Annotated in this window: 8 protein-coding genes; 3 read left to right on the forward strand and 5 right to left on the reverse strand. The window is 36.4% G+C overall.

Going from position 1 to position 12944, the window contains the following annotated elements:
* Positions 1 to 161 precede the first annotated feature (161 nt).
* Positions 162 to 524, forward strand: coding sequence for a hypothetical protein (locus FLACHUCJ7_RS19035; RefSeq protein WP_180910051.1), 363 nt, complete (start codon positions 162 to 164; stop codon positions 522 to 524).
* A gap of 176 nt (positions 525 to 700) precedes the next feature.
* Here FLACHUCJ7_RS19035 and FLACHUCJ7_RS19040 read toward each other — a convergent pair whose 3' ends face one another.
* The 5 genes from FLACHUCJ7_RS19040 to FLACHUCJ7_RS19060 all read right to left on the reverse strand — a co-directional run bounded on the left by FLACHUCJ7_RS19040 (position 701) and on the right by FLACHUCJ7_RS19060 (position 10686).
* The gene (locus FLACHUCJ7_RS19040; protein ID WP_180910052.1) at positions 701 to 1936 is read right to left on the reverse strand and encodes a sensor histidine kinase; all 1236 of its coding nucleotides are present in this window, start codon (positions 1934 to 1936) and stop codon (positions 701 to 703) included.
* Positions 1937 to 1950: 14 nt separating this feature from the next.
* On the reverse strand, positions 1951 to 8586 hold the full coding sequence (locus FLACHUCJ7_RS19045) for a HAMP domain-containing protein (RefSeq protein WP_180910053.1): 6636 nt from the start codon (positions 8584 to 8586) through the stop codon (positions 1951 to 1953).
* Between the two features lie 191 nt (positions 8587 to 8777).
* Positions 8778 to 9119, reverse strand: coding sequence for a response regulator (locus tag FLACHUCJ7_RS19050; protein WP_180910054.1), 342 nt, complete (start codon positions 9117 to 9119; stop codon positions 8778 to 8780).
* 120 nt (positions 9120 to 9239) lie between these two features.
* On the reverse strand, positions 9240 to 10184 hold the full coding sequence (locus FLACHUCJ7_RS19055; protein ID WP_180910055.1) for an ATP-binding protein: 945 nt from the start codon (positions 10182 to 10184) through the stop codon (positions 9240 to 9242).
* A gap of 58 nt (positions 10185 to 10242) precedes the next feature.
* Entirely contained in the window at positions 10243 to 10686 is a 444-nt protein-coding gene (locus FLACHUCJ7_RS19060; RefSeq protein ID WP_078228748.1) for a CHASE3 domain-containing protein, read from the reverse strand.
* Positions 10687 to 10911: 225 nt separating this feature from the next.
* Here FLACHUCJ7_RS19060 and FLACHUCJ7_RS19065 point away from each other — a divergent pair, with 225 nt between their 5' ends.
* Positions 10912 to 11805, forward strand: coding sequence for a dienelactone hydrolase family protein (locus tag FLACHUCJ7_RS19065; protein WP_180910056.1), 894 nt, complete (start codon positions 10912 to 10914; stop codon positions 11803 to 11805).
* A gap of 235 nt (positions 11806 to 12040) precedes the next feature.
* Entirely contained in the window at positions 12041 to 12769 is a 729-nt protein-coding gene (locus FLACHUCJ7_RS19070) for an LOG family protein (protein WP_031453217.1), read from the forward strand.
* Positions 12770 to 12944: the final 175 nt, after the last annotated feature.

Below are 12944 nucleotides of genomic sequence, written 5' to 3' on the forward strand. Positions count from 1 at the left end.
ATCCTTTTTGTGATTTGAAGGAAAGCTATACAAAACTGATAATTATATAACTACTGCTGTAAATTCTATAAATAAAATTTGAACCTTACAATTAAATTTGAGTTTTTCTCCTCTCGAATCACAGTATATTTTAAATTATAATCACTTTTAAATTATTTTATATGACAACACAGAACAAAGAAAACTATGGTCGGGATGTTCGTAGTTTTCATCATCCAGAAGATGATATGAAGGCTCCTTCAGATATAAATAATTATCCGGATTCGGAAAACAAAAGCTATGTGGGTCAATACGAGAAGGACAATAATGAAGAAGAGATTGTTAATCCGGATGATGACATAATTAATAATGAAGATGACGATGAATTAAACAATCATTTTAGCAGCCTGCAAAAAAATGATGACCAGAAAAATAATGCCGATGCTAATTTTTATGCAGATGAATGGGACAGCCAGGTAGATGTAAAGGACATTGGCGATGATACTAAAGAAGATTCTGACGAAAATGACAGTTATGTAAAATAAGATTGCCGCAGATAATCAAAAAAAGGATCTGCTAGATCTGGAATACGACATTGATCAGGATCTTGAAGAAACGGACCCTGTAAACAATCCGATAAGTTTTAAATATTAAATTATAAATAATAGGCTGTCTCAAAAAGGCAGCCTATTATTTTTTTTATTAGATTAAAGCAATTACTTTAGTATGGTATGTATATATTAAATGTGGCTCCTTTCATAGGTTCGCCTGTAGCATTTATAAAGCCATCATGGTTTTCAATTATTTTCTTGACAATTGCAAGCCCTATTCCGGTTCCCTCATACAAATCCCGGCCATGCAATTTCTGAAAAACTCCAAATATTTTTTCACTATGTTCCGGTTCAAATCCTATTCCATTATCTTCAAAACTAATATGGCAATATTTTACATTGGGTAATAACTGGATGTCTTTTAAAACTGAACTATCAACAAAACGGCTTTTAATAGTAATTTCCAATGTAACTTCTGATTGTGAAAACTTAATTGCATTATGAATCAGATTTTCCATTAATTGAACAAATTGAAAAGGAATTATCTTGACATTATCATGAAAATCAGTAATTATAACAGCTTTTTTTTCTACTAAATTTTCATATAAAGCTGCTTTTACATCAGCAATAATGGCATTCAAATCTACTGTCTCAAACCTTCTGTCATCAAGAGTCGCGCGTGAAAAAGTTAGAAGACTGTTTATCAGTTCACGCATTCTGTTTGTGGCATAAAGAATCCTGTTGAATTTTGCTTTACCATCTTCTGATAAATTTGGATATTCGTTGGATAGGATAAGATTAGCAAAAGTTTGAATTTTTCGGAGTGGTTCCTGAAGATCATGACTTGATATGTACGTAAAGGCATCAAGTTCCATGTTCTTCTTTTTGAGTTCTTCAGCGTGTTTTGCTATAGCTTCGTATTGTGAAGCAAGCTGGGCATTGGTCTTTAAAATAATCTCATTCAGAGCATGAGTTTCTTCTTCTTTCTTTTTTAATTCCTGATTTTTTCTGAACAATTCGGTAAAAACCATGACTTTCGCCTGTAAAATTTCAGGCGAAAGCGGTTTAATCATATAATCTACAGCACCGGACTGATAGCCTTTGAATATATACTCGTTTGTATTCATATTGGCAGTCAGAAAAATAATAGGAACATGTTTGAGTTTATCACTTTGTCGAATTAATTCGGCTGTTTCAAAACCATCCATCAACGGCATTTGCACATCCATAAGTATAATGGCAAAATCCTGGCTTTTCAACAGAATCCGCAAAGCATCTTTTCCTGAAGTTGCTTCAACAAACTGATAACCACGATCAGCCAGAATGACTTGTAAAGAAAGCAGGTTTTCTTTCTTGTCATCGACTATTAGGATTTTTATTCCATTGTCTCCCATTCTATTTTGCATTGAATATAAAATTATTATTTAAGCCACACACGCATTAACGAACACAGTTGTTCTACATTTACTGGTTTGGTTATATAATCTGATGCACCGGATTCTATGCAACGCTGTCTGTCTCCCTTCATGGCTTTTGCCGTTACTGCAATAATAGTAAGATCTTTGTGTTTCGAGTCTTTACGAATACGTTTCATCGTTTCGTACCCATCCATTTCGGGCATCATAATATCCATCAGAACAATATCAATGGCTTTATCCTGATTAAGAATATCAATTGCTTCCTGACCGCTTTCTGCACTGATAACATTCAATCCATAACGTTCTAAGGCTGTAGTCAGGGCAAATAAATTACGCACATCATCATCTACAAGCAATACTTTTTTGCCAGAGAGCACATCTTCTTTCAAATAAAACGATTCTATGGTCTCTCTCATAGCATGTGGCAATTCTTTATGAACACGGTGCATAAACAAAGCTGTCTGATCTACTAATTCATCCAGTGATGAAGCATTTTTTGTAATGATGCTATGAGCAAATCTGTTTAGTTTTATCTTTTGTTTCTTAGTAACATCACCCGCAGAATGAATAATAATCGCAGTTTCCTGTCCTGTTATATTATTCTCTAAGTCGGTAATAATATCAAGTCCGTCTGCGTCTGGCAGTTTTAAATCTAATATAATACAGTCAAATGAATGATCTTTAATAAGTGCAACAGCTTCTGTGGCCGTTTTAGCGTAAAATACTGTAATATCATCACCATCAACAGCTTTTAATATTCTGTCTAATTCCTTCTGATTATCATCAACTACTAATAAGTTTTTTACTTTTTTATTTTTAAAATCATGGATATCGTTAAAAAGATAATTTAGCGAATCATTCTTTACTGGCTTAAGGAAAAAGTTTCTGGCACCACGTTTAAGACCTTTATTTCTCTCGTCCTCACCAGAGATGATATAAACAGGAATGTGACGCAGGTTAAAATCTGTTTTTAACCTGTCCAAAATTTTCCACCCGCTCGTATCCGGCATATTAAGATCCATTGTAATGGCATGAGGGCGAAACTGATTAATAAAATCTATAACATCACTCCCTTTAGTCGTAACAATAGCTTTAATACCATGAATGTGTGCCTGTTCGAGCATAATTTTGGCAAAGATCAGATTATCCTCAGCAATCAGCAGCACTTTATCATCAGGTTTAATATCAGTTCTGTCATCACCTACTTCATCTACGAAAAACAAATCAATATCAGAACGGTTAAATTTTTCTGAAGGTAGTGATTTAATACGCCCTCTTGAATCATTTTCTTCATTTACATCGATATTTTCTACCTCAGCAACGTGAACATATTTCAGCGGTAGAAATAATGTAAATTTACTTCCCACGTTCGTTTCACTTTCAAGCTCGATACTTCCTCCTAATAAATCTGAAAGTCCGCGGCTTATCGATAATCCTAATCCTGTACCACCATATTTACGGCTTGTTGAACCTTCTGCTTGCTGGAAAGCTTCAAAAATAATGTTTTGTTTTTCTTTAGAAATACCAATACCGGTATCTGAAATTTCAAATGCCACAACATCTTCTGCATTTTCAAGTCTTAGATTATTGGTTTTCCAATTGTTATTGGCTTTGTAAATTTTAAGTTTTACTTCTCCTTTTTCGGTAAATTTGAAAGAGTTTGAAAGCAGGTTTTTCAAAATCTGATTTAACCTTTGCGAATCCGTTTCCATCAGTTCCGGAAGCTCTTCATCCATAATAATATTAAAACGAAGATGTTTGGCTTCTGAAATTGGGTTGAAAGTAGAAGCAACAAATCGGCTAATGTCTTCAAAACTAATTGGGTTGTAATCAACAGAAATATAACCCGATTCAATTTTAGAAAGATCCAGAATATCATTAATTAATTGAATAAGGTCATCACCGCAGGCATTTATGGTTTTTGCAAATTGAATTTGCTTTTCGGATAAATTACCGTCGCGATTTGCAATTAACTCATTTGCCAAAATCTGTAAACTGTTCAGCGGTGTTCTTAACTCATGCGACATATTCGCTAAAAATTCCGACTTGTATTTGGATGTCAAAGTAAGCTGATCTGCTTTTTCTTCCAATGCTTTTCTCGCCACCTCAACTTCCTGGTTTTTAAGCTCTACTTCTTCTTTTTGATTCGCCAATAAGAATGCTTTTTCTTCCAGTTCCTCATTTGTATTTTTTAATACTTCCTGCTGGCTTTTAAGCTCTCCTGCCAACGATTGTGACTGTACCAATAATTCTTCGGTTCTGGAATTCGATTCGATCGTATTCAATACAATACCAATACTTTCTGTCAGTCCTTCAAGAAAATCCAAATGCGTTTCGCTAAAGGTATCCAGCGAAGCCAGTTCGATAACAGCTTTTAATTGCCCTTCAAATAGTACCGGTAAAATAATAACGTCTTTGGGTTTTGCATCTCCAAGTCCTGAATTGATTTTGATGTAATCTTTAGGAACATTACTCAGAATAATTCTTTCTTTTTCGACAGCAACCTGACCAATAAGTCCTTCCCCCATTGCGTACTGCATTGGAGAATTTTTTCTTTTGATGTAAGCATAAGAAGCAATCAGATTCAGTTTAGAATCCATGAATTCTTCGTCTTCCTGCAGAATATAGAAAAGTCCGTGTTGTGCGGTTACAACCGTCGCCAACTCCGAAAGGATTTTTTTGGTAACCGAATTCAATTCTTTTTGCCCCTGAAGCATTTGGGTAAATTTCGCCAAATTCGATTTCAGCCAGTCTTGCTCCTGATTACGTAATGTTGTTGCTTTCAGGTTCGAAATCATCTGGTTGATCGTATCTTTCAAGGCTTCAACTTCCCCTTTAGCTTCAACACCAATGGTTCGGGTTAAATCTCCTTGTGTTACCGCAGAAGCCACCTCAGAAATGGCACGTACCTGTGTTGTTAAATTTGCGGCAAGCTGATTTACGTTTTCTGTTAAGTTTTTCCATGTTCCTGATGCACCCGGTACGTTTGCCTGACCTCCCAGTTTTCCTTCTGCCCCAACCTCACGAGCCACCGTAGTTACCTGATCTGAGAAGGTTGCCAAAGTATCAATCATTTCGTTGATCGTGTCTGTAAGTTGTGCCACCTCGCCTTTTGCATCGATCGATAATTTTTGTTTTAAGTTTCCTTTGGCCACAGAGGTTACAACCTTCGCAATTCCACGTACCTGAGACGTTAAATTCGAAGCCATCAGGTTAACTGAATCCGTTAAATCTTTCCACGTTCCCGCAACCCCTTTTACTTCAGATTGTCCTCCCAGTTTTCCTTCGGTTCCCACCTCACGCGCCACACGGGTTACTTCAGATGAAAACGAGTTCAGCTGCTCTACCATCGTGTTGAAGGTGTTTTTTAAATCCAGAATTTCTCCTTTTACGTCTACGGTAATTTGTTTCGAAAGGTCGCCATTAGCTACCGCTTTCGTTACATCGGCAATATTACGCACCTGACCTGTTAAGTTGGAGGCCATTTGGTTCACAGAATCCGTTAAATCTTTCCAGGTTCCTGCAACTCCGGGCACGAATGCCTGCCCTCCCAGTTTTCCTTCGGTACCAACCTCTCTGGATACCCTTGTCACCTCCGAAGCAAAACTTCGAAGCTGATCCACCATCGTATTTACAGTTTCTTTTAATTGAAGAATCTCTCCACGAACGTCGGCCGTAATTTTCTTGGACATATCTCCGTTGGCAACAGCTATCGTAACCTCGGCAATATTACGTACCTGCGTTGTTAAGTTACCCGCCATCTGGTTAACAGAGTCCGTTAAATCTTTCCAGGTTCCTGCAACTCCGGGCACATTCGCCTGTCCGCCAAGTTTTCCTTCTGTACCAACCTCACGTGCCACACGCGTTACCTCTGATGCAAACTCCCTTAACTGATCCACCATCGTATTCAGGGTTTCTTTTAACTGAAGAATTTCTCCACGAACGTCAACGGTAATTTTTCGGGACATATCCCCATTCGCCACGGCAATCGCCACATCGGCAATGTTACGTACCTGAGCGGTTAAGTTACCCGCCATCTGGTTAACCGAATCCGTTAAATCTTTCCACGTTCCGGCAACTCCCGGTACATTCGCCTGACCTCCTAGTTTTCCTTCGGTTCCTACCTCACGCGATACCCTGGTTACTTCAGATGCAAATCCTCGCAGCTGATCCACCATCGTGTTAATCGTATTTTTAAGCTCTAAGATTTCTCCTTTTACGTCTACTGTAATTTGCAATGATAAATCGCCTTTTGCTACCGCTGTGGTAACTTCGGCAATGTTACGTACCTGACCGGTTAAGTTGGATGCCATCTGGTTTACCGAGTCTGTTAAATCTTTCCAGGTTCCACCAACACCTTCTACCTGAGCCTGACCTCCCAGTTTTCCTTCGGTTCCCACCTCACGCGCCACACGGGTTACCTCGGATGCAAATGAGTTTAGCTGCCCCACCATGGTGTTAATCGTATTTTTAAGCTCCAGAATTTCCCCTTTTGTATCTACGGTAATCTGGCGTGATAAATCTCCTTTTGCTACCGCGGTTGTTACCTCGGCAATATTACGTACCTGACCGGTTAAGTTGGATGCCATTTGGTTCACCGAATCGGTTAAGTCTTTCCAGGTTCCTCCAACTCCTTTTACTTTTGCCTGACCTCCGAGTTTTCCTTCCGTTCCTACCTCAAGTGCCACACGCGTAACCTCAGATGAGAATGAGTTTAGCTGATCTACCATCGTATTAATGGTTTTCTTCAACTCCAGGATTTCTCCTTCGGCTACAGCCGTAATTTTTTTAGATAAATCTCCGTTTGCTACGGCTGTTGTTACCTCGGCAATATTACGTACCTGACCCGTTAAGTTGGATGCCATCTGATTTACCGAATCGGTTAAATCTTTCCAGGTTCCACCAACCCCTTTTACCTTAGCCTGACCGCCCAGTTTTCCTTCTGAACCTACCTCACGTGCCACACGCGTTACCTCGGCACCAAAAGAGTTCAGCTGATCCACCATAGTATTGATGGTATTTTTAAGTTCAAGGATTTCACCCGCAACGTTTACAGTAATTTTTTTAGATAAATCCCCTTTCGCCACGGCTGTTGTTACCTCGGCAATATTACGTACCTGACCTGTTAAGTTGGATGCCATTTGATTTACGGAGTCGGTCAAATCTTTCCAAACTCCACCAACACCACGTACTCTCGCCTGCCCTCCCAGTTTTCCTTCTGAACCTACCTCTACTGCCACACGCGTAACCTCTGATGAAAAGGAATTCAGCTGATCCACCATCGTATTAATGGTGTTTTTAAGTTCCAGGATTTCTCCTTTTACGTCTACGGTAATTTTTTTAGATAAATCTCCTTTTGCTACGGCCGTAGTTACATCTGCAATATTACGTACCTGTCCTGTTAAGTTCGATGCCATCTGGTTTACAGAATCGGTCAAATCTTTCCAAACTCCACCAACACCACGTACTCTCGCCTGCCCTCCCAGTTTTCCTTCTGAACCTACCTCTACTGCCACACGCGTAACCTCTGATGAAAAGGAATTCAGCTGATCCACCATCGTATTAATGGTGTTTTTAAGTTCCAGGATTTCTCCTTTTACGTCTACGGTAATTTTTTTAGATAAATCTCCTTTTGCTACGGCCGTAGTTACATCTGCAATATTACGTACCTGTCCTGTTAAGTTCGATGCCATCTGGTTTACAGAATCGGTCAAATCTTTCCAGGTTCCCCCAACTCCTTTTACCTGCGCCTGACCACCCAGTTTTCCTTCGGTTCCTACCTCACGTGCCACACGGGTTACCTCTGATGAAAACGAGTTCAGCTGATCCACCATCGTATTAATGGTATTTTTAAGTTCAAGGATTTCTCCTTTTACGTCAACCGTAATTTTTTTAGACAAATCTCCTTTTGCTACGGCTGTTGTTACATCAGCAATATTACGTACCTGACCTGTTAAGTTACTCGCCATTTTATTTACCGAGTCGGTCAAATCTTTCCAAACCCCACCAACACCCCGCACTTTTGCCTGACCTCCCAGTTTACCTTCAGTTCCTACCTCACGTGCCACACGGGTTACCTCCATCGAAAACAGATTCAGCTGTTTTACCATTCCGTTTACCTCTTTTGCAATTCTTAAAAACTCTCCCTGAAGCGGATTTCCCTCAATAGAAAGCGGCATTTCCTGAGATAAATTTCCTTTTGCCACCGATGTAATTACGTGAGCAATCTCAATAGTTGGATGTACCAGATCTGAAATCAATGTATTAACCGAATCCACACAGGAACTCCACGAACCTCTCGCACCATCAAGCGCTACACGATTGGTTAGTTTTCCTTGTTTACCAATACTTTTGCCTACCTTTTGAAATTCAAAAACCATGCGTTCGTTAAGGTCGATGATTTCGTTTAAAGTTTCACAAATGGATCTTTTAGTTCCGTTTTGATCGGTTGGGAAGCGCTGAGTGAAATTACCATTTTTAACCTTAAGCAAAATTTTCAAAAACTCTGCATCTGTCAAAATAGACTCCTCTAAATCGGCTTTTTTTGTTTTAGTTTTTAATGGCTTTTCACCAGAAACAACCGGAAGTAGTAATACATTTTCAGGGCTTTCTGTATTATTATTTTTAGTTTTCTTCATATTTTCAATTCTTTAAAAAGAATGATTTAAAAAATGCTGATAATCGAATTAAGGTAATTAGATTTTAATAATGAAAGAGGTATTTATCATCAAAAACCAATATTATATATGCTCATCAAGTAATATTTTCCTTAAATAAAATTGTACAAAAGCATCCATAGAATCCGGTCTTTTTGAATTATCTGTATAATTTAAGGGTTTAATATATAGCCTGATATACCAAATTGTTCTGCTTCAAACCTGTCTTCTCCTTCTGAAGAAGTTGTCATTATAAAAACTTTTAAATTTTTAAGTTTTGTATCTTCTCTTATAATTTTCAAAAATTCTATTCCGTTCATTCTGGGCATATTAATATCCAAAAGAATAACATCCGGAATCAGCCCTAAATTGGTATCTCTAAGAATTTTTAATGCTTCAATACCATTATAAGCTGTATGCAGTACATATTCACTCTCTATTTTTTTCAAAGACCGCTCTACACTTATAATGTCAAGTTCATCATATTCTATTAATAAAATTGTTGATTTTTTCATGTATGTGGTACTATGTTATTTTTAGGAATATATCATTTACTTCTATTTTTTAGTGAAATCATTTGAGCTTCGTTTCTCATAAGTCTTAAAAAGTTTTAAGACTGTGCTCATTTCATGATATTAACTATTTCTCCAGGTAAAGATAAACTCAGAACCTTCACCCAATGTTGATTTAACTATGATATTTTCTTGCTGATCGTCAATTATTTTTTTTACAATTGCCAAACCTACTCCAGTACTTTCCTGCTCATTTTGCTCGCGAAGTGTCTGAAATATTTCGAATATCTTTTGATGGTATTCTACCGCAATTCCAGTCCCATTATCTTTAACTGAAAATTCATAAAAGTTAGGGAATATTTTGCATTTAATCTGAATTATTCCTTTTTTATCCTTTGGCGTATGTTTTATAGCATTACTTATCAAATTAGCAAAAACCTGTTCCAGTTTAATTCGTTGTGTAAACAAATCCGGCAGATCACCAATTTCAATTGTAAAAGCCCTTGGGACAATAGAATCTGCAATTTCCTGAACCAAAGCATTTGTATTTATCTTTTCCGGTGGAGTCTTCAAATTTAATCTGGCATAATCAAGTAAGCCATTAATGAGCGCTTCCATACGGCGGGTTCTTTGCGGAATTATCGATAAATATCTTTTAAGTTCCGGAGAAAGCTCACCTCCATAATCTTCTTCAATCCAGGTAATAACATTATGAATTCCCCTGATGGGTGCTTTTAAATCATGAGAAACTACATAAGCAAATTTATTTAACTCAGCATTTCTGTTTTTTAGTTCACGGATATTTTTATCTAATTTTTCAGACATCATATTGAGTGAAACAACTAATGCTGATAGTTCATCGTTACGGGTATCTTTAACACTGGTGAAATTACCTTTTGAAATATTTTTAGCAAGACTTACCATCGAATTGATTCTTTTAGTGGTAACGACTATGATAAATGCTGTACTAACTATCCCTACTACAACTGTCAATGTTAGGAAAATAAGAGAAAATGTACGGGCATTTTTTAAAGAAATGAGTAATCTGTCTGTATGATGTTTCCTCATTTTATATTCTATTTTATCAAATCTTGAAAATTTATAGGCAATTGCATCGTTAATTTTTTTACCTACGTGTTTTTTTTAAGGAATTTTCAAAAAGGTTTTTATAAGAACCAGGCACTTTTTCGCGTGAATATATTATTTGAGCTGAATATTCCAGCCAATTGTTATGCATGTTCCGGATTGAATCTAATATTATGCGCTGTTTGTTATGAGTGCCAATCCGAAGCTGTTGCTCTTTTATTAATTCCGGTACATTTTTCAGTCCTTTAAAATACGAGTTCAGAAAAGCCTTGTCATCTGTAAGTAAATAACCCCTAAAAGCGCTCTGCATTTCAATAATTGCTTTGTGGGTTTTATTCGAATTTCGTATTATCTCTTCGGATCTGGCAAGAAATAGTGAATTCAGTTGTACTTTTTTGGATAACAAATAATTTGTGTAAGAATCTGCAACGGATAATAAAATTATCAGCGTAAACGCTAAAAGTATTTGATTAGATAATTTCATTATTAAAGTTTAAGCATCCTTTATCAATATGAATTTATAATTTAATAAAAATACTAAAAAACATATAGTTAAGCGCATATTTTAATTGATATAATACTCCTAAAAATAAAAAGAGTACTGTTTTGATTTAAAAAAATATCTTAATTTGTTATTCTTTACTTTTATAGGATATAAATATTTATGCAGACATTTAGTATCTAAATAACTTTCAAAAAATTAACCGCTATGCAAAAATTAACCAAAGAAGATATCGCTCAGGAAGTATTTGATTTATATGATGACTATGCTCACAATAAAATTGAACGAAGGCAGTTTATCGAAAAACTATCCATTTTTGCCGTAGGAGCAATTACGCTTCCATCTCTTTTAAGTTTTATAACCCCTAATTATGTTGATAGCATTTTAATTCCGCTTAGCGATTCGAGATTAAAAACCCAATACATCAACTATGATTCCCCAAAAGGCGGAGGAAGCATTAAAGGTCAATTGTCACAGCCCTTGGAAACCCAAAAAAAATTACCCGGAATCATTGTAGTACATGAAAACAGAGGATTAAACCCTTATATAGAAGATGTTGGAAGAAGAGCTGCTATAGAAGGCTTTATTACATTAGCTCCCGATGCATTAACACCATTAGGCGGATATCCCGGCAATGATGATGCCGGACGAGAACTTCAAAAAAAACGAACACGTGAAGAAATGCTTGAAGATTTCATTGCTGCTTATGAATACCTTAAATCACATAAAGACTGCAACGGTTATGTGGGAGTGGTCGGATTTTGTTTTGGCGGATGGGTTTCGAATATGATGGCGGTAAAAATACCTTCTTTATCAGCTGCAGTTCCCTATTACGGCGGACAGCCCACTAAAGAGGAAGCTGAAAAAATAAAGACACCGCTTCTTTTGCATTACGCAGGACTGGATACCCGTGTCAACGAAGGCTGGACTGCTTTTGAAGAAATTCTAAATAAAAATAAAGTTGAGCACACAGCCCATTTTTATCAGGGAGTGAACCATGGTTTTCATAACAATACAACACCAAGATATGATGAAGCAGCAGCAACTTTATCATGGAAAAGAACTATTGCCTTTTTTAAAGAAAAACTGGTAAAAAAATAATAAAAACCATGAATTTATTTTCATAAAACAATAGAAACAAAATAGTTAAAAGAAATAGCTTTTACTGTAAGGGAATAAATGCTCTATTTTTATAACCATTTTCAAAAAAAGAGTTAATTTAGTGCGACAGCTTTGTCAATGTTTTTAAAACATGTCAAAGCTGTTATTTTCTGGTATAATGCCATAAAAAGAGTTTAAACTTTTACAGCAAAATAATAAATTAATAATACGCAAAATGAGATTAGAAGATTTTGATAATGATGAGGACAAAGTAATTCAGGATCGTTTAAAACAAAAAACGTGGAATGAAATCAGAACCAATGACAGTTGGGCAATTTTTAAAATCATGGCCGAATTTGTTAACGGATACGAAAGCATGGGACGTATTGGACCATGTGTGTCCATTTTTGGATCGGCAAGAACAAAACCGGAAGATAAATATTATTTACTGGCCGAAAAAATTGCTTATAAAATTAGTAAAGCCGGTTATGGCGTTATCACAGGCGGTGGACCCGGAATTATGGAAGCAGGAAATAAAGGGGCACATTTAGGCGGAGGAACATCTGTAGGTTTAAATATCGAACTGCCTTTTGAACAGCATTTCAATCCTTACATTGATCATGACAAAAATCTAAATTTTGATTACTTTTTTGTTCGAAAAGTAATGTTTGTAAAATATTCACAAGGATTTGTAGTGATGCCCGGTGGATTTGGAACTCTTGACGAAATGTTTGAAGCCATTACCCTGATCCAGACAAAAAAAATTGGTAAGTTTCCCATCATATTAGTCGGGGTTGAATTTTGGTCAGGATTAATCGACTGGGTAAAAACGGTTTTAGTTGAAAAAATGCATACCGTTAGCCCTGATGATTTAAACTTATTTAAGATCGTAGACACAGAAGATGAAGTAGTTGATGTTCTTGATAAATTCTACAAGAAATACGACTTGAGTCCAAATTTCTAATTTTTTTTAAAACCATATAGATGATCTAAGAAAATATAAGTTCCTGCTTTTTCAACGCAATTTATCACTTATATGATGAAATTTTCATAACTTTTGTAAAAAATGAGAGCTGTTTTTAAAACAGCTTTTTTTATACTATTTTTACAATAAAACCAAAACAGCCATAAGACCGTAA

Source organism: Flavobacterium salmonis (assembly GCF_903819435.1).
In the GTDB taxonomy this organism is placed as follows: domain Bacteria; phylum Bacteroidota; class Bacteroidia; order Flavobacteriales; family Flavobacteriaceae; genus Flavobacterium; species Flavobacterium chungangense.

Coding starts and splice junctions, on each gene's coding strand:
- FLACHUCJ7_RS19040 (WP_180910052.1), bottom strand. CDS start 1,936: ATGCAAAATAGAATGGGAGACAATGGAATAAAAATCCTAATAGTCGAT.
- FLACHUCJ7_RS19045 (WP_180910053.1), bottom strand. CDS start 8,586: ATGAAGAAAACTAAAAATAATAATACAGAAAGCCCTGAAAATGTATTA.
- FLACHUCJ7_RS19055 (WP_180910055.1), bottom strand. CDS start 10,184: ATGAGGAAACATCATACAGACAGATTACTCATTTCTTTAAAAAATGCC.
- FLACHUCJ7_RS19035 (WP_180910051.1), top strand. CDS start 162: ATGACAACACAGAACAAAGAAAACTATGGTCGGGATGTTCGTAGTTTT.
- FLACHUCJ7_RS19060 (WP_078228748.1), bottom strand. CDS start 10,686: ATGAAATTATCTAATCAAATACTTTTAGCGTTTACGCTGATAATTTTA.
- FLACHUCJ7_RS19050 (WP_180910054.1), bottom strand. CDS start 9,119: ATGAAAAAATCAACAATTTTATTAATAGAATATGATGAACTTGACATT.
- FLACHUCJ7_RS19070 (WP_031453217.1), top strand. CDS start 12,041: ATGAGATTAGAAGATTTTGATAATGATGAGGACAAAGTAATTCAGGAT.
- FLACHUCJ7_RS19065 (WP_180910056.1), top strand. CDS start 10,912: ATGCAAAAATTAACCAAAGAAGATATCGCTCAGGAAGTATTTGATTTA.